A 24,913-nucleotide genomic window follows, 5' to 3' on the forward strand; every position below is an offset into this window, starting at 1 on the left:
CCGCGGCTGGGCCGTCCGGCCCAAGCCGGCCGGCCGCACCCCCTCGTCCGGCCCGCTGCCGCCCCGCGCGGGGCGGCCGTCAGCGCCGTGCGGAGACGCCGGTCAGCGCCGTGACGACCGGGTCCAGCGCCTGGTTGATCTCGTCGCCGATCGAGCGGAAGAAGGTGATCGGGGCTCCGTACGGGTCGTTCACCTCGTCCGCCTCCACGTTCGGGGCAAGAAGCCACCCGCGTAGAGCCGCGGCGGCACGGACCAGGGCGCGCGCACGTTCGACCATGCCCTCGTCCCGCGGATCCGGGAGCGTCGCGGGGTCTATCGCGCGGACCAGCCGGGTGAACTCCTTCAGGGTGAAGGTGCGCAGACCCGCCGAGTGCCCCATCGAGATGACCTGGGCCCGGTGGTCGCGGGTCGCGGTCAGCACGAGGTCCGCCCGGATGACGTGCTCGTCCAGCAGCTCGCGGCCCGTGAAGCCGGTGGCGTCCGCGCCGAAGTCGGCGAGGACCAGCTCGGCGTTGGCCTCCATCGGGGCCCCTTCGTGGCCCCAGGTGCCCGCGCTCTCCACGATCAGGCCGCCGCCGCGCGGGTCACCGAGCCGGTCGCACAGGGCATGCCGCGTCAGCCGCTCGGTGATCGGCGAGCGGCACACGTTGCCGGTACTGACGTGGAGGATGCGGAAGGAACTGCTCTCCGGCCCCGCTATGCCACGCCCCTCAGGGGCCGTCAACTGGCCACCTCGAGGTCGGGTACCACCTTGCGGAGCTCCTCCGGGGACAGCGCGCCCTCACGCAGCAGCACCGGGACCTTGCCGGTCACGTCGACGATGGAGGAGGGCACGATGCCGGGCGTCGGGCCGCCGTCCAGGTAGACGGACACGGAGTCGCCGAGCATGCCCTGCGCCGCGTCGCAGTCCTCCGGAGAGGGGTGTCCCGTCAGGTTCGCCGAGGACACGGCCATCGGACCGACCTCGGTCAGCAGCTCGATCGCGACGGGGTGCAGCGGCATCCGGATCGCGACGGTCCCCCGGGTGTCGCCGAGGTCCCACTGGAGCGACGGCTGGTGACGCGCGACCAGCGTCAGCGCGCCCGGCCAGAACGCGTCGACGAGCTCCCACGCCTGCTCGGAGAAGTCCGTGACGAGCCCGTGCAGCGTGTTCGGGGAACCGATCAGCACCGGCGTGGGCATGTTGCGGCCCCGGCCCTTGGCCGCCAGCAGGTCCGCGACGGCCTCAGAGCTGAAGGCGTCCGCGCCGATCCCGTAGACGGTGTCGGTGGGCAGCACGACCAGCTCGCCACGGCGGACGGCGGACGCGGCCTCGCGCAGACCCGTCACGCGGTCGGTCGCCTCGTTGCAGTCGTATCGCCGAGCCATTTAGCGGGCCTCCCAGTTCGTGGTCACTACGGGGTCTCTCGGGCAGGGGGACGTCATGGCGTCGCCTTGCGGGCGGTCGCGAAACGCGGCCGGTTGTTCAGGTCGGGGTGGTCGGCGGCGTCCGCCCAGCCGGCCTCCTCGTTGAAGATCCACGGCACCTGGCCGCCCTGCGTGTCCGCGTGCTCGATGACCACGAGACCCCCCGGGCGCAGCAGCCGGTGCGCGGTGCGCTCGATGCCCCGGATGGTGTCGAGACCGTCCTCGCCGGAGAACAACGCCATCTGCGGATCGTGGTCACGGGCCTCGGGCGCCACGTACTCCCACTCGGTGAGCGGGATGTACGGCGGGTTGGAGATGACGAGGTCGACCTGGCCGTCGAGCTCCGGCAGGGCGCTCAGCGCGTCGCCCTGGTGGACGGTGACCCGGGAGTCCTCGGCGTTCTTACGGGTCCAGACCAGGGCGTCGTCGGACAGCTCCACGGCGTGCACGCGGGACCGCGGCACCTCCTGCGCCATGGCGAGCGCGATCGCGCCCGAGCCGGTGCACAGGTCGACGATCAGCGGCTCGACCACGTCCATGGCGCGCACGGCGTCTATGGCCCAGCCGACGACCGACTCGGTCTCCGGACGGGGCACGAAGACACCGGGCCCCACCTGGAGCTCCAGGAAGCGGAAGAACGCCCGCCCGGTGATGTGCTGGAGCGGCTCGCGCGCCTCGCGACGGGCGATCGTCTCCCAGTAGCGGGCGTCGAAGTCGGCGTCCTTGACGTTGTGCAGTTCCCCCCGCTTCACGCCGTGCACGAACGCGGCGAGCTCCTCCGCGTCGAAACGCGGTGAGGGCACGCCGGCGTCGGCCAGCCGCTGGGTGGCCTGGGCCACCTCGGCAAGCAGCAGGTTCACGCTGGTCCTCCGTGGTGCGGGGTGGGGCTGACGGGCTCGTGCGCTCAGGCCGCGGCGAGCTTGGCGGCCGAGTCGGCGTCGACGCAGGCCTGGATCATCGGGTCCAGGTCGCCGTCGAGCACCTGGTCCAAGTTGTACGCCTTGAAGCCGACGCGGTGGTCCGAGATGCGGTTTTCCGGGAAGTTGTACGTCCGGATCTTCTCGGAGCGGTCGACGGTGCGGACCTGGCTGCGGCGGGCGTCCGCGGCCTTGGACTCGGCCTCCTCCTGGGCCGCGGCGAGCAGCCTGGAGCGGAGGATACGCATGGCCTGCTCCTTGTTCTGGAGCTGGCTCTTCTCGTTCTGGCAGGAGGCCACGATGCCGGTCGGCAGGTGCGTGATGCGCACCGCGGAGTCGGTCGTGTTGACGGACTGGCCGCCGGGGCCGGACGAGCGGTAGACGTCGATCCGCAGGTCGTTCTGGTGGATCTCGACGTCGATCTCCTCGGCCTCGGGGGTCACGAGGACACCGGCCGCGGAGGTGTGGATCCGGCCGGCGGACTCGGTGGCGGGCACGCGCTGGACGCGGTGCACCCCGCCCTCGTACTTCAGCCGCGCCCAGACGCCCTGGCCGGGCTCGGTCGCGCCGTTGCCGCCCTTGGTCTTCACGGCGACCTGGACGTCCTTGTAGCCGCCGAGCTCGGACTCGGTCGAGTCGATGATCTCGGTCTTCCAGCCGACGCGCTCGGCGTAGCGCAGGTACATCCGCAGCAGGTCGCCGGCGAACAGGGCGGACTCGTCGCCGCCCGCGCCGGCCTTGATCTCGAGGATGACGTCCTTGTCGTCGCTGGGGTCGCGCGGGACGAGCAGCAGACGCAGCTTGTCGGTCAGCTCCTCGCGCTGCTTCTCCAGCTCCTTGACCTCGGCGGCGAAGTCGGGGTCGTCGGCGGCCAGCTCCTTGGCCGTCTCGATGTCCTCGGCCGACTGCTTCCACGCCTTGAAGGTGCCGATGATCGGGGTCAGCTCCGCGTAACGCTTGTTGAGCTTGCGCGCGTTCGCCTGGTCGGAGTGGACCGAAGGGTCGGCGAGCTTCTTCTCGAGGTCGGCGTGCTCGCCGACCAGGTCCTCGACCGCTTCGAACATCGGGTGCTCCTGGGGTGGATTCGTGAGGGGGGCTGCGGGAAAACCTGCGGGGACGGCAAAGCGCCGGTCCGGTCCCCCCGTACGGGAGCGACCAAGGACCGGCGCAGTGACGTGCTACTTCTTGGCCGCACCCTTGCCGAAGCGGGCCTCGAAGCGGGCGACGCGGCCGCCGGTGTCGAGGATCTTCTGCTTGCCCGTGTAGAACGGGTGGCACTCGGAGCAGACCTCGGCACGGATGGTGCCGTCGGTCAGGGTGCTACGGGTGGTGAACGACGCGCCACAGGTGCAGCTGACCTGGGTCTCGACGTACTCGGGGTGGATCTCGCGCTTCAAGGTGTCTCCTAGTTTCGGGAGGGCGCCGGGTCGCCGTGCGGGATGCACATGCGTGAACCGGGGCCGACGTACCAGTCTGCCAGGACCGGCCGTATCTCCCAAAACCGGGTCCTGCGCGAAACTATTCCGGCCACGGCCGGAGCGTCCCCGCGACCGGGTCCCGGAGCGGCCCGGGGGCGGCAGCGGGGCGAGGGCGGGAGGGGTGCGGGGCGGTACGGGGGCGGTACGGGGCGCGGGTGCGACGGCTACCGGACGACGCCCTCGGCCTTGCCGGTGGCCGCGTCCTCGGTCGCCGAGGCGGGGATCGGGCGGTCCGCCCTGAGCGCCTTCCAGACCTGGTCGGCCTCGGCCTGCAGGGGCACCACCCGGTTCGGGTCGGCGGGGTCGTACTCGACCGGCATGGTCACCATGTCCACGTCCTCCGCGCCGATCTTGCCGAGGCCGCGGGCGAAGCCGAGGAGCTCGTCGACCGAGTCGAGCTCGGAGTCCGGGGTGATCGCCTTGGTGGCGGTGTCGGCGAGGCCGAGGAGCTTCTGCGGGTTGCTCAGTACGCCGACGTCCCTGACCTGCGCGATGAAGGCCTTGATGAAGGCCTGCTGGAGCTGTATGCGGCCGAGGTCGCTGCCGTCGCCGACGCTCTTGCGGGTGCGGACCAGGCCGAGGGACTGCTCGCCGTCGAGCGTGTGGGTGCCCGGGGCGAGGTCGAGGTGGCTCTTGGCGTCCTTGATGGGGACCGTGGTGGTGACGTCGACACCGCCGAGCTTGTCGATGAGCTTCTTGAAGCCGCTGAAGTCGACCTCGATGTAGTGGTCCATGCGGATGCCGGACATCGACTCGACGGTCTTGACGGCGCAGGCCGGGCCGCCGACCTCGTACGCGGTGTTGAACATCGCCCGGTCGTCGCCGGGGACGGTGCCGCCCCCCTCGTCGGTGCACTTCGGGCGGTCGACGAGGGTGTCACGCGGGATCGAGACGACGCTCGCCTTCCGGTGGCCCTCGTAGACGTGCACGACCATCGCGGTGTCGGAGCGGGCGCCGCCCTCGTCCTTGCCGTACGCGCCGTTGTCGCCGGAGCGGGAGTCGGAGCCGAGGACGAGGATGTCCATCGATCCGTCGTCGACGTTCTCGGGGCGGTCGGCGCCGAGCCGGGTGTTGATGTCGACGCCCTTCAGGTTGCCGTTGAGCTTGAGGTACGTGTACCCGAGCCCGGAGCCCCCGACCACGACGAGCACGGCGGCGCCCCAGGCGGCGACGATCGCCGCGCGCCTGCCCTTGGTGGGCGGCTTCCGGCGGCTGCCGGTGCCACGTATGCGGGCGTTCCTGGACTGCTCGGTCATCTGCTACCTCAGGTCTATGGTTCACCTTCTGTGACGGCGAAGCACCCGAAAGGGTTGCATAGTCCTCTGTGAGGTTTCGATGAGTGAAGGAGCGCGACGGTCCGCAACGCACGATGCCCACCGTGCGGGGCACGGTGGGCATCGGGTTCTTTGCGCAGGTCGCGGCGGGGATCACGGCCCGGAGGCCGGATCACCGCCGCGTGACGGAGATCTCGTCAGTCGTTGTTGCCGGCCGACGGGGTCGTCTTCTGGATCTGCAGCAGGAACTCGCCGTTCGACTTCGTCTGCTTCATCTTGTCGAGCAGCAGCTCGATCGCCTGCTGCTGGTCGAGGGCGTGCAGCACGCGACGCAGCTTCCAGGTGACGGCGAGCTCGTCGCTGCCGAGCAGGATCTCCTCCTTGCGGGTGCCGGACGCGTCGACGTCCACCGCCGGGAAGATGCGCTTGTCGGCGAGCTTCCGGTCGAGCTTGAGCTCCATGTTGCCGGTGCCCTTGAACTCCTCGAAGATCACCTCGTCCATGCGCGAGCCGGTGTCGACCAGCGCGGTGGCCAGGATGGTCAGCGAGCCGCCGTCCTCGATGTTGCGCGCGGCACCGAAGAAGCGCTTCGGCGGGTAGAGCGCGGTCGAGTCGACACCACCGGACAGGATGCGGCCGGAGGCCGGAGCGGCGAGGTTGTACGCGCGGCCCAGGCGGGTGATCGAGTCGAGCAGGACGACCACGTCGTGACCCAGCTCCACGAGACGCTTGGCGCGCTCGATGGCCAGCTCGGCGACCGTGGTGTGGTCCTCGGCCGGACGGTCGAAGGTCGAGGAGATGACCTCGCCCTTGACCGACCGCTGCATGTCGGTGACCTCTTCCGGACGCTCGTCGACCAGGACGACCATCAGGTGGCACTCGGGGTTGTTCGTGGTGATCGCGTTGGCGATCGCCTGCATGATCATGGTCTTGCCGGTCTTCGGCGGGGCCACGATCAGGCCTCGCTGGCCCTTGCCGATCGGCGACACGAGGTCGATGATCCGCGTGGTCAGCACACCCGGGTCGGTCTCCAGACGGAGGCGGTCCTGCGGGTAGAGCGGGGTCAGCTTGTTGAACTCCGGGCGGCCACGGCCGGAGTCGGCGGCCATGCCGTTCGCCGAGTCCAGGCGGACCAGCGCGTTGAACTTCTCGCGGCGCTCGCCCTCCTTCGGCTGACGCACGGCGCCGGTGACGTGGTCACCCTTGCGCAGGCCGTTCTTGCGGACCTGGGCGAGGGAGACGTACACGTCGTTCGGGCCGGGCAGGTAGCCGGAGGTCCGGATGAACGCGTAGTTGTCGAGGATGTCCAGGATGCCCGCGACGGGGATCAGGACGTCGTCCTCGTTGACCTGGACCTCGGGGCCGCCGAAGTCCTCGCGGCCACGACGGCCACGACGGTCGCGGTAGCGCCCGCGACGGCCGCGGCGGCCGCCCTCGTCGTCGAAGTCGTCCTGCGGGCCGCTCTGCTGACCCTGCTGGCCGCCCTGGCGCTGCTGACGCTGGCCGCCCTGGCCACCGCCCTGCTGGTCGTCGCCACGGCCGCGGTCACGGCGGTCGCGCTGGCGGTCGCCGCGCTCCCCGCGCTCGCCGCGGTCACGGCGCTCGCCGCGGTCACGACGGCCACGGCCCTCGGCGCCGTCGACGGCGGCCTCGGCCTTGCCGTCACCGGACGCGTCGGTACGGGTCTCGGTCCGCGTCTCGCCCTTGGCGGCCTGGGCTGTCTCCGCCTTGGCCTCGCCCTCCGGCGCCCCGGCCGGGGCGGTGGCGCGGCGACGGCGGCGCTCGCCGGCCGGCTGGTCGTCGCTGGCGGGCTGACCGGGAATGTCGATCTGCTGCTGGGCGACGGCCTTCTCGGCCTTCTCCGCCTTGGGGGCGGCGCTCTCCGGCGCGGCCTCGCCCGTGCGGGCCTTGGAGGTGGTGCGGCGCTTCGGCTTGGTCTCGGCCGTCTCGGCGGAGCCGGCCTTGGCGGGGGCGGAGCCTCCGGCCTGCGCCTCCTTGATGACCTCGATCAGCTGGCTCTTGCGCATCCGCGCAGTGCCCCTGATGCCGAGGCCGGACGCGACCTGCTGCAGCTCGGCCAGGACCATGCCCTCAAGGCCGGTGCCGGAGCGGCGGCGCCGTGCGGTGGTGCCGGTGGCAGCACCTGCGGCGGGCGCGGTGGCGTCGACACTGTTGTCGGCAGTCACGCCCATCAGATCGGTGGTGTCGCTCACGAAGGGTCCTTCCCTGGAGCGGACGTCGGCCATCTGGCTCGGCGACCGGTTGTGCTGTCCGACGACGATCCTGCTTGTGGACCGTGTCGGGGCGGTGGTCCCGCCGGGTGCGGCGGAAGAGAAAAAACGTGCTGTGGGTCCGGCCCGAGGCCCCCTGCTCGGCCCTCACCGTGGGAGAGCGAGGGGTGTCGTGCCGGTTCCGGAGCGTGCTCAAAACTGCTCAGGCAGGCTGCTCAGGCAGTTGAGGAGGCTTCCGGAAGAATGGGTGGTCCCTGATGGGGACACTCCGCACCGCGCCACAAAGACCTCGGGTGCAGACTTGAGGTTAACACTACCGGCTCCAACAAACATTCCCCCCTCTCCATCACCGGCAATCCCGCGCCCTACGGGGCGAGCGGCAGAACACTCGCTCCGGACGCGTCGAGGTCGAGCCGGTTCGCGGCCCATCCCTCGCCTGCCAGTCGGGCGACCTTGTCGGCCGTCCCGTGTTCGGCCAGCGCGAGCACCGTGGGGCCCGCGCCGGAGATGACCGCGGGGACACCGTCCGCCCGCAGTCGGTTCACGAGCGCGATGCTCTCCGGCATCGCGGGTGCCCGGTACTCCTGGTGCAGCCGGTCCTCGGTGGCCGCGAGCAGCAGCTCGGGGCGGCGGGTCAGAGCCTCCACGAGGAGCGCGGCGCGCCCGGCGTTGGCCGCGGCGTCGACGTGCGGGACCGTACGGGGCAGCAGGCCGCGGGCGGTCTCGGTCAGCACCGGCTTCCCGGGGACGAAAACCACCGGAACGATGGAATCGGAGGGGGCCATCCTGATCGCCCGGGCGGCACCCGACTCGGTCCAGGCGAGGGTGAATCCGCCGAGCAGACAGGCGGCGACGTTGTCGGGATGCCCCTCGATCTCGGTGGCCAGTTCCAGCAGGGCCGCCTCGTCGAGACGGGCGTCCCCGCCTATGGTCACGGCGCGGGCGGCCACGATGCCGGCGCAGATGGCGGCGGAGGAGGAGCCGAGGCCCCGGCCGTGCGGAATGCGGTTGGCGCAGACGACCTCGAGACCGCGCGGCTGCCCGCCGAGCAGGTCGAAGGCCGTACGCAGCGAACGCACGAGCAGGTGGCTCTCGTCGCGCGGGAGCGTGTCGGCGCCCTCGCCGGCGATGTCGATGTGCAGCCCGGAGTCGGCGACCCGGACGACGACGTCGTCGTAGAGACCCAGCGACAGGCCGAAGGCATCGAAGCCCGGGCCGAGGTTGGCGCTGGTGGCAGGAACGCGCACCCTTACGGCGGCGGCGCGGAACGCGGGACCGGCCATCGCTCGATGACTCTCCTTGACTCTGACTGCGGGATTTCCAAGAGAAGTACGCAAGACCCGGGGGCCGTTTCTGCCTCGGGGGCGACAACGGCAACGACACCGCGCATATGCAACGGGGCGGGTTCGGTACAGCCTATCGAAGGAAGGTTCTGTGGCGACATAGGGCGCACAGGAGGCGCACGATGCGTGTCGCGAGCCTTCCTGTGCGCCTATGTACGTTCCTGGTCGGGTTTGCCTCCGCGGGGAATCCCCTGGTGGGAGCCACCAGGGGGCCGCGGAGGCGGACCTGGCCGGATCTCGCGGGCCCGGAAGTTACGCGAGACCGAGGCGCTCGGCGGCGGCCGCGGCGTCGACCGGGACGGTGACGGGCTGGGGCGCGCCGGCGACCGCCCAGTCGGGGTCCTTCAGGCCGTTGCCGGTGACCGTGCAGACGATGCGCTGGCCCGGGTCGACCTTGCCCTGCTCGGCGGCCTTCAGCAGGCCGGCCACCGACGCGGCCGAGGCGGGCTCGACGAAGACGCCCTCCTGGGAGGCCAACAGGCGGTAGGCGCGCAGGATCTCACGATCCGTCACCTCGTCGATGAAGCCGCCCGACTCGTCGCGCGCGGCGATCGCGTAGCCCCACGAGGCCGGGTTGCCGATGCGGATCGCGGTGGCGATGGTCGTCGGGTCCTTGACGACCTCGCCGCGCACGAGCGGCGCCGAGCCGGAGGCCTGGAAGCCCCACATCCGCGGCCGGTGCGTGGACATCGCGTCGGCGGCGTACTCGGTGTACCCCTTCCAGTACGCCGTGATGTTGCCGGCGTTGCCGACCGGCAGCACGTGGATGTCGGGGGCGTCGCCGAGCGCGTCGACGATCTCGAACGCGGCGGTCTTCTGGCCCTCGATACGCACCGGGTTGACCGAATTGACCAGAGCCACCGGGTAGTTCTCGGAGAGGCTGCGCGCCAGCCTCAGGCAGTCGTCGAAGTTGCCGTCGACCTGGAGGATCTTCGCGCCGTGCACGAGGGCCTGGCCCATCTTGCCGAGCGCGATCTTGCCCTGCGGCACGAGCACGGCGGACACCATGCCGGCGCGCACCGCGTAAGCGGCCGCGGACGCCGAGGTGTTGCCGGTGGAAGCGCAGATGACGGCCTGCGCGCCCTCCTCCTTGGCCCGGGTGATGGCCATCGTCATGCCGCGGTCCTTGAAGGACCCGGTGGGGTTGGCGCCCTCGACCTTGAGGTGCACCTCGCATCCGGTGCGCTCGGAGAGCACCTGAGCGGGGACGAGCGGCGTGCCCCCCTCACGGAGCGTGACGACGGGCGTCTTTGCCGTGACCGGAAGGCGGTCCCGGTACTCCTCGATGATGCCGCGCCACTGGTGGGTGCCCTTGCTGGTCATGGGTCCTTACTCCCCTTCAACACGCATGATGCTGGCGACACCGCGCACGGTGTCGAGCTTGCGCAGCGCCTCGACGGTCCCGGAGAGGGCGGCGTCGGGCGCGCGGTGGGTGACGACGACGAGGGAGGCCTCGCCGTCCTTGCCCGTCTGGCGGACGGTGTCGATGGACACGCCGTGCTCGGCGAAGACCGTCGCGACCTGGGCGAGGACGCCCGGCTTGTCGGCCACGTCGAGACTGATGTGATACCGCGTCACGACCTCGCCCATGGGGCTCACGGGCAGCTGGGTGTACGCGGACTCGCCGGGGCCGTTGGCCTCGTTGAGCTTGTTGCGGCACACGGCGACGAGGTCGCCGAGTACGGCCGAGGCGGTCGGGGAACCGCCGGCGCCGGGGCCGTAGAACATCAGGCGTCCGGCGGCCTCGGCCTCGACGAAGACCGCGTTGTACGCCTCGCGGACGGAGGCGAGCGGGTGGCTGAGCGGGATCATCGCGGGGTGCACGCGCGCGGTGACGGACTCGCCGTCGGCGGAGCGCTCGCAGATGGCGAGCAGCTTGATGGTGCAGCCCATGCGCTTGGCGGAGGCGAAGTCCGCGGCGGTGACCTCGGTCATGCCCTCGCGGTAGACGTCGTCGAGCCGGACCCGGGTGTGGAAGGCGATTCCGGCCAGGATCGCGGCCTTGGCGGCGGCGTCGAAGCCCTCGACGTCGGCGGTCGGGTCGGCCTCGGCGTAGCCGAGGGCGGTGGCCTCGTCGAGCGCCTCGGAGTACCCGGCGCCCGAGGTGTCCATCTTGTCGAGGATGAAGTTCGTCGTCCCGTTGACGATGCCCATCACACGGTTGATCTTGTCGCCGGCGAGGGACTCGCGCAGCGGCCGGATGAGCGGGATGGCGCCGGCGACGGCGGCCTCGTAGTAGAGGTCCTGGCCGTGCCGCTCGGCGGCGGCGTACAGGCTCGCGCCGTCCTGGGCGAGCAGCGCCTTGTTCGCCGAGACGACCGAGATGCCGTGCTCGAAGGCGGTGGTGATGAGGGAGCGGGCCGGCTCGACACCGCCGATGACCTCGACGACCACGTCGATGTCGCCCCGTTTGACCAGGGCGGTGGCGTCGGTGGTGATCAGCTCGGGCGCGATGCCCTCGCGGACCTTGTCCGGCCGGCGGACCGCCACGCCGGCGAGCTCGACCGGGGCGCCGATGCGCGCGGCGAGGTCGTCGGCGTGCGTCGTCATGATGCGCGCCACCTCTGAGCCGACCACACCACAGCCCAGCAGCGCCACCTTCAGCGGACGCGTACGCATCATCCGACCTCGTTTCTCGTACTTCTTCGTATCTCTACGGTGGGAACCAGTCTCACTCACCGGACGGAGGTTTCTGCCCTCCGTCCGGATCCTGAGACATCTATTTCATCACCCGACATCGAGACGCAGGAGATCTTCCTCCGTCTCGCGCCGGACGATCACCCGGGCCTCGCCCTCGCGGACGGCGACGACGGGCGGGCGGAGCGCGTGGTTGTAGTTGCTGGCCATGGACCGGCAGTACGCGCCGGTCGCCGGTACGGCGATCAGGTCGCCGGGCGCCAGGTCGGCGGGCAGGAAAGCGTCCTTGACCACGATGTCGCCGCTCTCGCAGTGCTTGCCGACGACGCGGGACAGCATCGGCTCGGCCTCGCTGGTCCGCGAGACGAGCGCGACGCTGTACTCGGCGTCGTACAGCGCGGTCCGGATGTTGTCGGACATGCCGCCGTCGACGCTCACGTACGTCCGCAGTCCGTCGAGGGGCTTGATCGTGCCGACCTCGTAGAGGGTGAACGCGGTCGGGCCGACGATCGCGCGACCGGGCTCGACCGAGATGCGGGGCGTGCGCAGCCCGGCGGCCTCGCACTCGCGGGTCACGATCTCGGTGAGGGCCTTGGCGATGTGGTGCGGCTCGCGCGGGTCGTCCTCGGAGGTGTAGGCGATGCCGAGCCCGCCACCGAGGTCGATCTCGGGCAGCTCGACGCCGTGCTCGTCGCGGACCTCGGCGAGCAGCTGGACGACACGGCGGGCGGAGACCTCGAAGCCGGCCATGTCGAAGATCTGCGAGCCGATGTGCGAGTGGATGCCGATGAGCTCCAGGCCGTCCAGGCGCAGCGCCCGGCGCACGGCCTCGGCGGCCTGGCCGCCGGCGAGGGCGATGCCGAACTTCTGGTCCTCGTGCGCCGTGGCGATGAACTCGTGGGTGTGCGCCTCGACGCCGACGGTGACCCGGATCTGGACGCGCTGGCGCTTGCCGAGGGCCTGGGCGACGTGGGCGACGCGGACGATCTCCTGGAAGGAGTCGAGGACGATACGGCCGACGCCGGCGGCGACGGCGCGCTCGATCTCCTCGGGGGACTTGTTGTTGCCGTGGAAGGCGATGCGCTCGGCCGGCATGCCGGCGTCGAGGGCGGTGGCCAGCTCGCCGCCGGAGCACACGTCGAGGTTCAGTCCCTCTTCCTTGAGCCACCGCACGATCGCGCGGGACAGGAAGGCCTTGCCCGCGTAGAAGACGTCGGCGTCCTTGCCGAAGGCGTCCGCCCAGGCGCGGCAGCGGGCGCGGAAGTCGGACTCGTCGAGGAAGTAGGCGGGGGTGCCGAACTCCTCGGCGAGCTCTGCGACCGTCAGCCCGCCGACGGTGGCGACGCCCTGCTCGTTCCGCTCGACCGTCCGGGCCCAGACCTTGGGGTCGAGCCGGTTCAGGTCGGTGGGCGGCGCGGTGTAGTGCCCCTCGGGGAGGACGTCGGCGTGGCGGGGCCCTGCGGGGTGGGCGGAACGACTCATGTCTGCTCTTTCAGATCCGATCGGGTGCGCTGATGCCGAGCAGGGACAGGCCACCGGCGAGCACCGTCCCGGCGGCTTCGGCGAGCGCGAGCCGGGAGCGGTGGGCGGCCGAGGGTTTCTCGTCGCCGCGGGGCAGCACCGTGTGCTGGAAGTCGAGCAGCACGTCGGCGACCGCCTCCAGCTGCCGGACGACCCGGTCGGGCGCGCGATGCCGGGCGGCGGCGGCGAGCACGGCGGGCTGATCCCCGAGCACGGCGACGAGGCGACGGGCGTGGGGGGGGTGGGGGGCTTGGGGGGTGGGGGGTTGGGCGGAGGCGGGGGCCTGGGCGGATGGGGTGGGGGCGGGCCGGTGAGCGGCGGATCCCGGCGCCTCGTCCCCGGCGGGGGCGAACCCGAGCTGCCGCGCGTTGTGCAGGAGGGCGCGGACCCGCGCGTGCGCGTACCGGACCAGGAAGAGGGGGTTCCCCTCCTGCTGCCGGAGGAGTTCGTCGCCGAGGCGGGCGGTGTCGTGCGCGGCGGCGGAGAGGAGCCCCCACCGGGCGGCGTCCGGACCGAGCCGGTCCAGCAGCTCGCGGGCGGTGTACGGGACGGGCAGCGGGACCACGTCGGCGACAGCGTGCCGCTCCCCCGCGTCCGGCGCCTCGGCTCCGGGCCGTGCGCCGAGGAGCGCCCATTCGGGGTCGCCGGGACCCTCGCAGCCGACCTCGACCCGATACCCCTGGGAGACGAGGATCCGGCTCGCGGCGTCGGCGACGACGGCGGCCCGCAGGTCGGCGCGGTGGACGAGCCGCGCGGTGGCGCCGTGGGGCTCGCGCCACCCGTAGCGCTGACCCTCGCGCAGGATCTCGCGCACGAGGGCCTGCTCCGCGTCCTGCCGCAGCGTGAAGTTCAGGAAACCGGCGCCGGTGATGTCGACGGCGGCGAGCCCGGGGCTGCGTTCGAGGCGTTCCTTGAGGATCCCGGCGACGTCCAGGGGCCGGCGCCCGGCGGGGCGGGCCAGGGTGAGGGCGATGTTGCTGGCGTAGTCGCCGCGCCCTCCGGGCCGGGGCCGCTCGACCTTGACGCGCTCGGGCAGATCGCCCGCGTCGACCCGCAGCGCACCGTCGTCGACCGCACGGCGCACGGCGTGCAGCACGGTGAGGGAGAGGTCCGCGGGGGTCACGGGACCAGCGTAGGGGAGAAGGGGGGGCCAAAAGCGAACCGGTTTCGCCATGCGGGCACCCGGCGCACCAGGGTCTCCGAACAGGGGTCCGTACGCCCGGTCTCGACGCGTCTAGATGTGCTACCCGGGAAGGTTCCGGCTCTCCGCGCGGCCGACCCCGTGTCGGCCGTCGACACCAGACGGCCCCTCCTGACCGTCCCGGCGCTCACGCCGGTCCCGGTGCATGAGCTGCCGCACGACGCGGACGAGCTCGGCGGGTTCGAAGGGCTTGGCGAGGAAGGCGTCGACACCGACGGCGAAGCCGCTCTCGGTCTCGTACTGGGTGCAGGCACTCACGATCGCGACCGGCAGGTGGCTGGTCCGCGGATCGGACCGCAGCCGCTCGGCGGTGCGCAGGCCGTCCAAACGAGGCATGACGACGTCCAGGGTGACGACATCAGGACAAACCTGATGAACGACATCCAGACACTCGGCACCATCGGCCGCGGTCACCACCTCGAAGCCCTCGAGCTCGAGATTGACCCTGATCAACTGCCGGATCACCCGGTTGTCATCGACAACGAGGACCCGCCCGGACACGCCTGACACACGACGAGAGTAGGTCGCGGCGCGGGGCCGCGTCCGCGTTTTGCCCACTTCCGACCCGTGCGGGGTAACGAAGCCCCCGTGACGCGACGGAAATACCTGTTCACGGGCACCGCTCCGATGCTGGTAGGGTTCTACCCGTCGCCGCCGAACGCGGCAACGCCCCCGTAGCTCAGGGGATAGAGCAACGGCCTCCGGAGCCGTGTGCGCAGGTTCGAATCCTGCCGGGGGCACTTCGCAGGAAGTGCCTAAAGACCCCGCCACCAGCAGAGATGCTGAGGACGGGGTCTTCTTGCATGCGCAGGCGTGTGCGGGGCTGGGCGGGCGTATGACAGGGTCTGTGGACGAGGCGTGGACGGGATCTTGGGGGCGTCGCCGCAGGTGAGGTCCAGGCGAAGACAGAGACGGCCGGCCCGCTGAAGGGCACGGGACTCAGGCCTGGCTCCACGCCTGACGATGACGAGCAACGCTGTACACCTGCTCGACCTGGTCAGCCGTCAGTGCCCCTGAGAGCGGCGCCAGAGCAGCGACTTGGCGCTCCTGGTACACCCGGACGCTGAGTTGCGTGGCGACCACCTTGAGATCGGTGACGCCGACGAAGACGAGGACCGGTTCAACCGGTACAGGGAAACCGCAGTACTGCTCCAGCACCCGGACCACACGCTTGGCCTCGGCTCGGCTCTTGCGGACGTAAGGCGCTGGCTTGCCGTGATTGACCTTCACCGCGTCGTCGCCGACCCATACGGCCTTGCCGTGGTGGTGCTTCGTGTTGATGCTGAACACTCCTCCAGGGCCGATCAGCAAGTGGTCGACGTCCACACGTTCACCCAGGGGAATCGAGTGCAGGACCCGCCAGCCGTGCCGCTCCAACCGGTTCAGCTCGCCTCCCACGCGCTTCTCCCCCGCCAGTCCTTTCCGCCACGAGTCCCACTTGCTGGGGCGCCGCAGGAGCCGTGAGACGACACGCTCCATGAGGCCCGGGCCAGACTTGTCGAGCAGGTCACGAAGGGCTTCACCGGGACGGTTGGCGGACAGGTCGTCGGCCGGCAGCAGAGGCGGCAGCACCGGACGGGCTTCAGCCCCAGATGTCCCCTTTGGCAAGTCCGACGCGGAGACCTCCCGTAAGCGGTGCGTCAGCGCGGCGATCACGTCATCGCGATACTCGGCAACCAGGACGGTGATGTCCCCCGTCGTCACGTCCGCCCAACCGACCGCTGCGCCATCGGGCAGATTCGCGTACAGGCGATCATGTCCGTACCGCTTCCATCGCGTGACCTCCAGCTCCACGAGCCCCCCCCTCGTCCGCTCTCCGCTCGCAGCATCGCAGTGGGTAGGGCAGAAAACGAGTGAGGCCCCGGACAAGATGCCCGGAGCCTCAATGGGGTGATGCACGGTGCTTCACTCGTACTCGCGAAGAAGATCCTCAATGCGCCGGTTGGCGACGTCCTGGCGCCCGTCGAGGCACTTCGCGTAGCGGGTCAGCAGGACCTCGACGCTGTTCCCGGCGCGCTCGGCCACCTCGGTCGGGTCGACGCCCGCGTTGAGCCAGGTCGACAGTGCCGAGTGCCGAAGGTCGTACGGCCGACTCGCGAGCGGCGACGCGGCGACGGTCGGCGGAAGCGCGAGGAGCCTGGCCTCCTGCCAGACGCGGTAGTAGGTCGAGGAGGGGACCACGGAACCCTTCTCGCTGAAGAACAGTCGACCGTCGTCCGCGGTGCCGAAGACGGTCAGATGCTCACGAAGAACGGCGACCAGATGCGGGGGGATGGGCACCCTGCGGATGTCCTCGGTCGGCCGGTTCTTCAGGCCGCGGTCGTCGTGGGTCTCTCCCGAATCGGTCCACTGCTTGCCCACCGACGGACGGGTGCGGTGGAGCAAGGCAGAGCCCCAGCCCTGCTCGGGGAGGACCAGGTCTGTCTGGCCAAGGCCGACGGCTTCTGCCGGCCGGAGACCACCGAAGTACATCGCGGCGAACAGGCCGACGAGCCGACGACCGCGGGCACGCCGGTACCCGCCCACGTAGGAGACGGCTGTCAGGAGGTTGCGGGCCTGCTCCGGGTTGGCGACGATGCGCGGGTCGACCTGGTTGGACACCTTCGGCTTCTGCCAGCGAATTGCCGTGATCGGGTTCTCGCGCAGTTCCCCCAGGTCCACCGCGTAGTTCGCGGCGTTCACGAGCGTCCGGCGCTTACGTCGCACGGTTTCCGCTGCCGCCGCGGTCCCATCGAGCTTGAGCTTCAGAGCGTCGAGCACGGCGCGGGCGGTGGCGGGCTCGGCAAGATCGGCAAGCGGCCGAGACGCCTTGGACACCCAGTGAAGGACGTTGCTCACGTCGTCGGGCACCTCTCGCCCATCAGGCCCCGGCAGTACGAAGGCCCAGTTGCGCAGCGCTCTACGGACTACATCGTCGGATGGCCGGCCGGGACGCTCAGCGAGGAGTTCCACCGTCACACTGGTCAGCGATTCATTGATGCCGTCCCGCGTATTGGGGGCGGCATGCGGCCACTTCATGGCGAGATACCTGAGAGCGAAGTCGTACCACGTCACCGCGGACTTCTTTTCTTCCATGGAGGCCGGGAGACCCGATTCCGAATCGAACTCCTCGCCGTCTCGCATCGCACGCATGAGCTTCGTGCGGTAGTGATCGGCAAGCGCTTTGGTCCGGAAAGATTCCGAGAACACATTGCCCGCCACAGACCAACGGGCACCGTATGAAGGCGTCTTGGTGTCACGCTTCCGGACACCCCACACCTTCACATCGAGGGACTTCACGCCGCTGCCTCCAGCTGTCGGAGCCACGTGGAGAAGTCGCTCCTCCAGATTCGGAGCTCTCCATTGGGGAGCTTGAAGGCGGCTGGCCCCTGCCCCAGCTCACGCCAGCGGTAGAAGGTCCGTCGCGAGACGCCGCCCAGCTCGGCGAGGATCTGCGGGACGGTCATCAGCTCGTCCTTCACGACAGCTCTCCTTCCAGTTCGGACAGTTCGGCGCGGATCTCGCGGGCGTGTTCGCGGTTGTGCTGGATGTCGCGGTGGATGTTGGCGGCGAGCCAGGATTCGCCGGGTGTGTGGCCGTGGCCGGCGTAGGTCCAGTGGGCGACGACGAGCACGGTGGCTTCGGGGTGTTCGTCGGGGTCGGGGAGACCGAGTGCGGTGCGTTGTTGGGCGGCGCGGTAGTCGGCGCGGACCTGGCGTAGGGCGCCGAGGGTGGTGGAGTAGCGGCGGGATTTGGTGGAGAAGTGGCCGCGGAAGCCGAGCATGTGGGCCCAGGCCAGGAGTCGCCGGTCGGGGTAGGCCCGGTCGAGGTCCATGCAGGCTTCCATCAGGCGCCGGGGGTGCTCGGGGATGTCGAGGAGGATGAGGGCTTCCTTGTTGCCCACGCGGTGGTCCACGGACCCGGTGGTCTCGGCGGCCTTGGTGGCGTACTTGGCGACGTAGGCGGCGACGGCCTGTTCGGTGAGGTCTTCGCCCTGGCCGAAGGCCTTGATGGGCTGCACGTCGAGCTGCGTGCCCCACGCCAGCGTCACGTCCTGGTCCACGCCGAAGTCGGGCGCGGCCGGGACGACGACCTGAACGCGAGCAGCTGCGGCCCGGATGGCGTCGGTCAGCAGGTCGAGGGTGGCCCAGGCCGGGGGCGGGGTGTCGGGGCCTTCGGGTCCGTCGAAGCGGATGACCGCGTGGAAGTGGACCGCGCCGCGCTTCTGGTACTCGGCGACCTTGCCGAAGGAGACGCGGGACTGTTCGCGGGCAGCTTTCTGGGTGAGGCCGGCGCGGCGGGCGATCTCGCGGCGGAGGTAGATCGTGAAGTAGCGCCACAGCTCGGAAGCGTGGTTGTTCCACAGCACCGCACCCGCGTAGTCGTATCGGTCGGGGTAGAGCGGGGTGCCCAGCTCCGGGGCGTCCTCGGCGTGGCGGGTGCCGCAGCGGCAGGGCCGGGTGCCGGGCCGGTTGTGGACCGGTCCGAAGGACGGGGCGGTGAGGGTCGCGAAGACCCGGGGGTGGTCGCGGATCGTGTCGGGGGTGCCCTTGTCCGGGTTGCCGACGAGGCCGGCGCGGATCAGGTGGTAGGTGTCGCCTGCGTAGGTCCAGGCGCAGGACGGGCAGCGGGAGGCACGGCGGTTGCCGCAGGCAACGCGCAGGACTCCCCCGGGCTCGGTGTCGGTCGAGTACGCATGAAGCACGGTCCGCGTGGCCGGGTCGAGGAGCTTGGTGCCGCCGAACAGGCGGATGGGTGCGGCGCATCCCCCGGTGCGGCGGAGTTGGTCGTTGAGGCGGTCGAAGCCGGGGGACCCGGCCACCCGGAGCAGATCGCTCAGAGTGGCCGGGTCCAGGCCCGCCAGAGTGACGGCGTCGGTCACTTGCTCCCCTTCTTGTGAGCGGGGCCGTGGTGGGCGGTGTAGTCATCGACGAGGGCGGCGACGTCGCGGGAGCCGCGGGCGCCATCGGACTGGCCGCAGCTGCCGCAGTGGTAAGAACCGGCGGGCTCGCTGGCAGTCCTGGTCGACCAGGCGGCGGGGTCGTCGTGGAAGCGGTAGATCGGCTCGGCCGAGACGTGCAGGCCGGGGCTCTCCTTGCTCGGCGTTAAGAAGCCCATGCCGGTCACCGCCCCGTGCGGACGAGATCGGCGCGGACGGTGTGACCGAGGCCCCGGCAAGCAGGGCAGTGGGCACGGATGGTGTTCCGAATGCCGTCGACGGCCGGAAGGCCGGTGGTGATGGTGACGGTGGCGAAGCCGTCGCAGTCGCGGCACATACGCCGGGGCTGGGTGGATTCGGGCATGATGAGGTCTCCCTTTCGGGTCTGTTGGATCTGGAATGGGTTCAGGCGCCCGGGGCGGCGGAAGTTTGGCGACCGAGGCCGTCCCGGGGGCCGCTTAGCGTGTGTTGCGCCTGCCGTGGCCCTTGGCCGCGTACATCGACATGTCAGCGGCGGACAGCGCGTCCGTGAGGACCGGCAGCGGCAGGTGCCGGCGGTGGCAGTGACCGACCGAGGCCGAGACCCGCAAGGTGTGCCCGCTGTGCGTGACCGGCTGGTCCAGCGCGACCTGGAGAGCCGGAAGGCCGGCAGTGTGGGCAGGGTCGGCGACGATTGCGGCGAACTCGTCTCCCCCGAGGCGGGCGGCGATCCCATGCCGTCCGCACCAGGCCGTCAGGCGATCGGCAGTGGCAGCCAGAACCGTGTCACCGGCGGCATGACCGTGGGTGTCGTTGACGGCCTTGAAGTCGTCCAGGTCGACCAGGACCACGAGCGCGTTCGCGTGCCGGGACATGAGGTGTTCGGCGCGAGCAGTCCAACCGGCGCGGGTGTGGAGCCCGGTCAGCGGGTCTCGCCGGGCGGTGGACAAGCGGCGGACAAGCAGGCTGCCGTGGAAGGCCCAGCCCAGGGCCGGTAAGCCCGCCGCCGCGATCGTGTACGTGTCCATGACGGTCACCGGCCCTGCTGCATGTCGCGGACGAGCAGCCGCAGGACGACGGCGATGAGGGCGACGGAGACGCCAGTGATGGCGACCGCCAGGAGAAGCGAGACGAGGACGGTGCCGACGACCAGGACCACAGCCCCGCCACCGGCCGCCAGGGCGAGAACACTGCCCGGGGTGAGCTGGACCGTCGTACGGGTCGAGGCGGCCCGCACCGGAGCCTGGCCGTGGTTGCAGGCCGCGGGCTCGACAGCAGTTGTCGGGGCGGGCTGCAAAAGCGGGATGGTGTGGCCGGTCGGGAGCGGGTTGACCGGGACGTGCGGTCGGAGCATGACGGGTCTCCCTACTTGGTGATCGTGTGGTCGATGAGCGGGGCGAGGACGCTGTCGGCGAGGAGGTAGCCGCCGAGGAGAATCACGGCGACGAGCCACCAGGGCGGGCGGATGAGCTTGATTCCGAGGGCGCCGACGACGATCAGGGCGAGCCAGAGCGGGACGTCCACGAGGCGTGTCTCCTTGAGGGTCAGCGCGGGTTGCAGCGGTGGGTGCGGGCGGCGAGTTCGGCGGCGGCGCGGGTGTTGTAGTCGGCGGAGAAGTCGCAGCCGGGGGCGGTGCACACGGCGGTGTGCTTGGTCCGCCCACGGCCGTCGTGGTGGGTGCCGACGCACACCGGTCCGAAGCGGGCTATGTTGTGGAAGCGGTTCGGGCGCACAGGTCTTGCTCCTTCCTGGGTCAGGCGAGCTGGAGGGCGATCGAGTCCGCCAGCGCAGGCGGGATGCCGAGACGGCTGCGAAGAGTGGTCGCGTCGATCGGGGCACCGGTCTGGGCGTGATGGGCATCCGCGATCTTCCGGGCGTGGTCGAGCAGTGCCGGCGGAACGGTGACGGCAGGCGCCTGCGCTACGGGCTCCGGCGGGACGTCCTTCCGAGCGGGACCGGCCGGCGGGAGCTCCGGGGCTGGTTCGGGGGCCCGCTCCACCGTCAGATCCGGCAGAGCTTCGCGGTCGGTATCGACCGCAGGCTCAGCCTCTGGCTGCGGCACATCGGTAGGTGAGTGGGCCAGGAGCGTGCCGCCGAGGAAGGCGAGCGCGGGCCATCCAGCGACGAGGATGCGCAGCCAGGGCGGTACGTCGGTCATGTCGAGCATTCCGGCGGTGGCGACGTTGGCACCGAGGGACGCGATCAGGGCGATGGCGAACCAGAGCCAGGCATCACGGTTGCCCCCATCAGCTCGCATCCGGCGCCAGGCGGCGACCAACAGCAGGTCGACGCTCACCGGGTAGGCCCACGCCTTCCAGCCGTCCTGTCCGGCCGCTGCAGCCAGGTCGTGCAGATGGGAGAACGACAGGGCTCCGGCGATGACGGCCTGGATGAGCACGGCGTCGAAGCGGAGGGTTCGGGACACGGGTCACCTCCTTACGGGCATGGGTCGGGTAGGGACCTGGCGCGAGATGGTCACGCCGACCAGAGAGGGAAGAGGCGTCAGTCGGTCGCCGGGATCGGCTTCACCAGCGGGATCGACCCGTGGACCTCGACGGGAACGCGGACCACCGGCCGGTAGGGGGCGAGGCGCGGAACGGCGGGCGTCAGGTGCGCGTACTCCACGCAGATCGCGGCTGCTTCGGCTGAGCTCAACTCGGGCGTACGGATGCGGGACCAGCCGCCGGACGTATCGCCGGCCACTGCGACGCCGGGCCGGTCCGGCGGGATCGTCAGTACGGTGACCACGGCGTCCGGGGCGATGTCCCCCACGCCCATCTCGGCGGTCTGCTTGTCATTGACCCGGTGGACGACCCGGCCGGTGAGCTGGGCACGGAGCGCGGTGGCACCCTTGCCCAGGTCGGAGCCGAACCGCTGCCCGCAGACCTCCAGGAAGATGCCGGCCGCCCGGGCCATCTGCCCGAGCCTGATCAACTGGGTGACCATCCGGTCCCGGCGTTCCTCCTCCTTCTTGGTCGCGACGAGGAACAGTTCCGCGACCTCGTCCACCAGGACCACGACCGGCACAGGCCGGAGCACTTCCGGCAGGGCCCAGATGTCGGCCGCCCCCTGCTCGCTCAGCAGGTCGAAGCGGGACTCCATCTCCCCCACCAAGGCTTCCAGAAGACCATCCGCTTCCTCGGGCGTGATCGCGAGGGCCGACAGGCGGGGCGCGTAACCGCGCTGCTCGACGCCCCGCTTGCAGTCGATCCCGACGAGGGCGACGGGCAGCCGGGCGAGCCCCGCGATCAGGTTGCGTTGATACATGGACTTGCCCGACTGGTTCGCGCCGAGCGTCAGCGCGTGCGGGACCTTCAGGTAGTCCCGGACGAACGCGGTGCCGTCCTCCCGCAGCGCCACCGGAACCGCCATCGACCCGGCAGGAACCCGGCGCGGCAACGTCACCCGACGCAGCACGTCGTAGCCGGTCATCCGCAGTTCCACGAATCCCGGCTTCGTCTCCATCACGTTGACCGAGTGGACACCCCAGGCGTGCCGCAGCCGTTCGGATGCCGCCATCACGTCGGCGGGCTCCAGGCTGGCCGGGAGCCGGAGCGTGACCCGCATCCCGGTCGAGGAACCCCGCACGCGGCGGACCTTCGGCGGTACGGGCTGGACATCAGTGCGGCGGGCGATATTGCGGACCATGAACGCCCGCAGGCGGGACGGCTGCACCGTCAGACCACACACATCCATGGTCGAGCGGTACGTCGCCGCGAACCGCACGCCAGCGACAGGCAGACCCACCAGCGACCAGTACACGCGCGGCGCGCGGACCTTCGCGTAGCCGAGACCACCGCCAGCGCCGGCGAGCGGGAGGCCGACCTCCCATAACGTCGACAGGTCAGTCACGGTCAGACCCCGGTCGTGAGGGCGACGGCGCGGAACGAGATGCCGTGCCGGGTCTGGCCGTTGAACGTGTTCTCCCAGTCCCGGGCCTTGAGCCCGATCACCGACACCGGCATACCCGGCGCCAGGCCCTCCGGGAGGCCGGTCTCCGGGATGGTCACCTGGTAGAGGTTGCCCTCTCCCTCGTCCGAGATGAGAAGTCCGACCGTGGAGAGTCCGGCACCGGTCTCCCGGTCCATGGCGCGCTCACCGGTCTGCTTGCTCACGAGCTTCGGCGTGGGAGCGGTCGCGACGAACACCACGGCGGTGGACGTGTCGATCTTGAAGGACGGCATGGTTGTTCTCCTTGGAGATGGCAGGAAGGATCGAGATGACCAACTTGGCTAGCTAGGTTGGTCACATCTCGAAGGTAGGAGACATGGCTAGCCATGTCAACAACATGACTGGCGTGACTGTCCTGCCTGGGAGGTCTCGCCTACCATCGACCCATGACCTTCGTCCCCGAGCCGCTAGACCCCGACGACGACCGAGCCCCCTACGAGCAGGTGGCCAGCAGCCTCAGCGCCGCCATCCGTACGAGGCGGCTCGGCCCGGGTGAAAAGCTCCCGTCCCACGCCAAGCTGACGGAGCTTTACGGGTTCGCCCGGGCGACAATTCAGCGCGCGTTGCGTGACCTCGAAGACGAGGGGCTCGTGGTCTCCCGCAAGGGCAGTGGCGTCTACGTCCGCAACCGGACCGAAAGGCCGGCGGGACTGCGGCCGTACGTCGAGCAGGCATTCGCCAAGGACCATGTGACGATCGACTTCGCGGGGTTCTCCAGCGAAACGCTGCATGGCGCGCTTCAGGAGCCACTCGACAAGATCCGCGTTGGCCGGCTCACGCCGTCAAGCATCACGATGCGGATACTCGTACCTGACATGTCCGTGCCGCAGGCCGCGCCAGTACGCATGGAGGACGGGGCAGATGACCAGCGGCTTCGCGACCGCATGCACGACATCATGGTCAGCTACACCCGAAGCATCCGGGACGCCATCGCCGAGCTGGAACACCTCGGCCTGGTCGCTGAAACCAGGATCAGCGTCCGCGTCCACAGCGGTACGCAGTTCTTCAAGCTGTACGTGATCAACAACGAAGACGCATTCTTCGGCTACTACCCGATCCGCCCCAACAAGGTCGTCGCGCAAGGCGAGACGCTTGAGATCTATGACCTGGTCGGTAAGGACACCACGCTCTTCCACCACTCGATCAACGACGGCGAGTCCTCCAGCGGAGCGCAGCAGGTGCAGCAAGCCCGCATGTGGTTCGACAGCGTCTGGGAGACCATCGGAAGGGACTTCGACCTTGACGCACGATGACCAGCTCTCGGACATCCTGGCGAACGCACGCGTGATCCTCCTCGACTTCGACGGGCCCGTGTGCGACGTGTTCGCTGGGCTTCCCGCCCCCGAGGTCGCGAAGCAACTGACGGCACTTCTCTCCGTCCAGGACGCGTCCGCGGGCACCAGGGCCGCCGCGACCGACGATCCGATCGAGGTCCTTCGTATCGCCCACGAAGCGAACGCCGAAGTGGGCCAGCAGGTGGAGGAAGCCCTGACGGCCGCAGAGGTCGAAGCCGTCGCGGTGGCCGGCCCGCCGACCCGGGGATCAGTGGCAGCCCTCCAGGCCGCACGCTCCTCAGGACGAGCCGTTGTGGTGGTGAGCAACAACTCCGCCGACTGCGTTGAACGCTTCCTGGAGCTGCACGGCCTGGAGGAGTACGTAGCGAAAGTCGTCGGGCGACCGTCCGGGCAGCCCCACTTGATGAAGCCCAATCCGTTCCCGCTCATCACCGCGGCCGAGCAGGTGCACATGGACGTCACGAACTGCACCCTGATCGGCGACTCGCTCACGGACATTGAGGCCGCTCATGCGGCCGGTACGACGGTGATCGCCTACGCCAACAAGCCTCACAAGGCTGACCTGTTCGCCGATGCTCATGCGGACGTCATCACGGAGGACATGCAGGCCATCGCCGACGCACTCACACCGGCGTAGCCCAGGAGCACAGGGGAGCTGTTACAGGTTTCTCTACCTCATCAAGGCACCCGCCGCGCACGGCGCGGCGCGCGCGGCCCGTCGCCCGGGCCTGCGCTCCTGTCTCCGCCCCGCTCCAGCCCGG

General features: G+C 70.4%; 28 protein-coding genes and 1 tRNA gene. 3 read left to right on the plus strand and 26 right to left on the minus strand.

Translation table 11 applies throughout. The features are described from left to right. Window positions 1-79: 79 nt before the first annotated feature. From ACE1OA_RS11045 to ACE1OA_RS11105, 13 genes are all read right to left on the minus strand, one after another. A complete protein-coding gene (locus ACE1OA_RS11045) occupies window positions 80-724 on the minus strand; it encodes a protein-tyrosine-phosphatase (protein ID WP_356779493.1) in 645 nt (214 codons plus the stop codon). Then, window positions 721-1,368, minus strand: a complete 648-nt coding sequence (locus ACE1OA_RS11050; RefSeq protein WP_147981236.1) for an L-threonylcarbamoyladenylate synthase — start codon at window positions 1,366-1,368, stop codon at window positions 721-723. Before ACE1OA_RS11050 ends, ACE1OA_RS11045 begins: the two co-directional genes overlap by 4 nt. Before the next feature lie 53 nt (window positions 1,369-1,421). Then, window positions 1,422-2,267, minus strand: a complete 846-nt coding sequence (prmC, locus tag ACE1OA_RS11055) for a peptide chain release factor N(5)-glutamine methyltransferase (RefSeq protein WP_356607751.1) — start codon at window positions 2,265-2,267, stop codon at window positions 1,422-1,424. Window positions 2,268-2,311: 44 nt separating this feature from the next. After that, entirely contained in the window at window positions 2,312-3,388 is a 1,077-nt protein-coding gene (prfA, locus tag ACE1OA_RS11060; protein WP_356779492.1) for a peptide chain release factor 1, read from the minus strand. Between the two features lie 114 nt (window positions 3,389-3,502). Next, window positions 3,503-3,721 carry a 50S ribosomal protein L31 gene (rpmE, locus tag ACE1OA_RS11065; RefSeq protein ID WP_147981233.1) on the minus strand — a complete coding sequence of 73 codons (219 nt, stop codon included), beginning with the start codon at window positions 3,719-3,721 and terminating at the stop codon, window positions 3,503-3,505. A gap of 245 nt (window positions 3,722-3,966) precedes the next feature. Beyond that, window positions 3,967-5,058, minus strand: a complete 1,092-nt coding sequence (locus ACE1OA_RS11070) for an LCP family protein (RefSeq protein WP_356607756.1) — start codon at window positions 5,056-5,058, stop codon at window positions 3,967-3,969. A 215-nt stretch (window positions 5,059-5,273) separates the two neighbouring features. Then, on the minus strand, window positions 5,274-7,289 hold the full coding sequence (rho, locus tag ACE1OA_RS11075; RefSeq protein WP_356607758.1) for a transcription termination factor Rho: 2,016 nt from the start codon (window positions 7,287-7,289) through the stop codon (window positions 5,274-5,276). A gap of 383 nt (window positions 7,290-7,672) precedes the next feature. Beyond that, window positions 7,673-8,590, minus strand: a complete 918-nt coding sequence (gene thrB, locus ACE1OA_RS11080; protein WP_356607760.1) for a homoserine kinase — start codon at window positions 8,588-8,590, stop codon at window positions 7,673-7,675. 312 nt (window positions 8,591-8,902) lie between these two features. After that, window positions 8,903-9,973, minus strand: a complete 1,071-nt coding sequence (thrC, locus tag ACE1OA_RS11085) for a threonine synthase (RefSeq protein WP_432752701.1) — start codon at window positions 9,971-9,973, stop codon at window positions 8,903-8,905. A gap of 6 nt (window positions 9,974-9,979) precedes the next feature. Next, the gene (locus tag ACE1OA_RS11090; protein ID WP_356779489.1) at window positions 9,980-11,272 is read right to left on the minus strand and encodes a homoserine dehydrogenase; all 1,293 of its coding nucleotides are present in this window, start codon (window positions 11,270-11,272) and stop codon (window positions 9,980-9,982) included. 105 nt (window positions 11,273-11,377) lie between these two features. Continuing rightward, window positions 11,378-12,769 (minus strand): diaminopimelate decarboxylase, encoded by a 1,392-nt coding sequence (gene lysA / locus ACE1OA_RS11095; RefSeq protein ID WP_384869474.1) that lies wholly within the window; start codon window positions 12,767-12,769, stop codon window positions 11,378-11,380. A 10-nt stretch (window positions 12,770-12,779) separates the two neighbouring features. Further along, entirely contained in the window at window positions 12,780-13,931 is a 1,152-nt protein-coding gene (gene nrtL, locus ACE1OA_RS11100; protein WP_432752702.1) for an ArgS-related anticodon-binding protein NrtL, read from the minus strand. 120 nt (window positions 13,932-14,051) lie between these two features. After that, window positions 14,052-14,519 (minus strand): response regulator, encoded by a 468-nt coding sequence (locus tag ACE1OA_RS11105; protein WP_432752703.1) that lies wholly within the window; start codon window positions 14,517-14,519, stop codon window positions 14,052-14,054. Between the two features lie 158 nt (window positions 14,520-14,677). Here ACE1OA_RS11105 and ACE1OA_RS11110 point away from each other — a divergent pair. After that, window positions 14,678-14,749: transfer RNA gene (locus ACE1OA_RS11110), tRNA-Arg, on the plus strand. A gap of 199 nt (window positions 14,750-14,948) precedes the next feature. On the opposite strand, the gene ACE1OA_RS11115 is transcribed toward ACE1OA_RS11110, so the two are convergent. From ACE1OA_RS11115 to ACE1OA_RS11175, 13 genes are all read right to left on the minus strand, one after another. After that, window positions 14,949-15,803: a nuclease-related domain-containing protein gene (locus tag ACE1OA_RS11115; protein WP_432752704.1), complete on the minus strand. Its 855-nt coding sequence runs from the start codon at window positions 15,801-15,803 to the stop codon at window positions 14,949-14,951. A gap of 111 nt (window positions 15,804-15,914) precedes the next feature. Further along, complete coding sequence (locus ACE1OA_RS11120) at window positions 15,915-17,288, minus strand: tyrosine-type recombinase/integrase (RefSeq protein WP_432752705.1); 1,374 nt, start codon at window positions 17,286-17,288, stop codon at window positions 15,915-15,917. Continuing rightward, window positions 17,285-17,455 (minus strand): helix-turn-helix transcriptional regulator, encoded by a 171-nt coding sequence (locus tag ACE1OA_RS11125; RefSeq protein ID WP_432754056.1) that lies wholly within the window; start codon window positions 17,453-17,455, stop codon window positions 17,285-17,287. Before ACE1OA_RS11125 ends, ACE1OA_RS11120 begins: the two co-directional genes overlap by 4 nt. A gap of 11 nt (window positions 17,456-17,466) precedes the next feature. After that, the gene (gene repSA / locus ACE1OA_RS11130) at window positions 17,467-18,870 is read right to left on the minus strand and encodes a replication initiator protein RepSA (RefSeq protein ID WP_432752706.1); all 1,404 of its coding nucleotides are present in this window, start codon (window positions 18,868-18,870) and stop codon (window positions 17,467-17,469) included. Further along, window positions 18,867-19,106 (minus strand): hypothetical protein, encoded by a 240-nt coding sequence (locus tag ACE1OA_RS11135; RefSeq protein ID WP_432752707.1) that lies wholly within the window; start codon window positions 19,104-19,106, stop codon window positions 18,867-18,869. Before ACE1OA_RS11135 ends, repSA begins: the two co-directional genes overlap by 4 nt. Before the next feature lie 5 nt (window positions 19,107-19,111). Next, window positions 19,112-19,291, minus strand: a complete 180-nt coding sequence (locus ACE1OA_RS11140; protein ID WP_432752708.1) for a hypothetical protein — start codon at window positions 19,289-19,291, stop codon at window positions 19,112-19,114. A gap of 94 nt (window positions 19,292-19,385) precedes the next feature. Continuing rightward, on the minus strand, window positions 19,386-19,934 hold the full coding sequence (locus tag ACE1OA_RS11145) for a GGDEF domain-containing protein (RefSeq protein WP_432752709.1): 549 nt from the start codon (window positions 19,932-19,934) through the stop codon (window positions 19,386-19,388). A gap of 5 nt (window positions 19,935-19,939) precedes the next feature. Further along, the gene (locus tag ACE1OA_RS11150; RefSeq protein WP_432752710.1) at window positions 19,940-20,260 is read right to left on the minus strand and encodes a SpdD-like protein; all 321 of its coding nucleotides are present in this window, start codon (window positions 20,258-20,260) and stop codon (window positions 19,940-19,942) included. Between the two features lie 11 nt (window positions 20,261-20,271). Next, a complete protein-coding gene (locus ACE1OA_RS11155) occupies window positions 20,272-20,430 on the minus strand; it encodes a hypothetical protein (RefSeq protein ID WP_393561470.1) in 159 nt (52 codons plus the stop codon). A gap of 20 nt (window positions 20,431-20,450) precedes the next feature. Continuing rightward, on the minus strand, window positions 20,451-20,639 hold the full coding sequence (locus ACE1OA_RS11160) for a mobile element transfer protein (RefSeq protein WP_386542458.1): 189 nt from the start codon (window positions 20,637-20,639) through the stop codon (window positions 20,451-20,453). 20 nt (window positions 20,640-20,659) lie between these two features. Continuing rightward, window positions 20,660-21,331, minus strand: coding sequence for a DUF2637 domain-containing protein (locus ACE1OA_RS11165; RefSeq protein ID WP_432752711.1), 672 nt, complete (start codon window positions 21,329-21,331; stop codon window positions 20,660-20,662). A 77-nt stretch (window positions 21,332-21,408) separates the two neighbouring features. Then, the gene (locus ACE1OA_RS11170) at window positions 21,409-22,758 is read right to left on the minus strand and encodes an FtsK/SpoIIIE domain-containing protein (protein ID WP_432752712.1); all 1,350 of its coding nucleotides are present in this window, start codon (window positions 22,756-22,758) and stop codon (window positions 21,409-21,411) included. A 2-nt stretch (window positions 22,759-22,760) separates the two neighbouring features. Next, window positions 22,761-23,090 carry a hypothetical protein gene (locus ACE1OA_RS11175; protein WP_393561479.1) on the minus strand — a complete coding sequence of 110 codons (330 nt, stop codon included), beginning with the start codon at window positions 23,088-23,090 and terminating at the stop codon, window positions 22,761-22,763. Window positions 23,091-23,243: 153 nt separating this feature from the next. Here ACE1OA_RS11175 and ACE1OA_RS11180 point away from each other — a divergent pair, with 153 nt between their 5' ends. Continuing rightward, the gene (locus ACE1OA_RS11180) at window positions 23,244-24,110 is read left to right on the plus strand and encodes a GntR family transcriptional regulator (protein ID WP_386542454.1); all 867 of its coding nucleotides are present in this window, start codon (window positions 23,244-23,246) and stop codon (window positions 24,108-24,110) included. After that, on the plus strand, window positions 24,097-24,789 hold the full coding sequence (locus ACE1OA_RS11185) for an HAD family hydrolase (protein WP_432752713.1): 693 nt from the start codon (window positions 24,097-24,099) through the stop codon (window positions 24,787-24,789). The genes ACE1OA_RS11180 and ACE1OA_RS11185 overlap by 14 nt, the downstream gene beginning before the upstream one ends. The last annotated feature ends 124 nt before the right edge of the window (window positions 24,790-24,913 follow it).

The organism is Streptomyces sp. JL2001, from assembly GCF_050917515.1.
Lineage (GTDB): Bacteria > Actinomycetota > Actinomycetes > Streptomycetales > Streptomycetaceae > Streptomyces.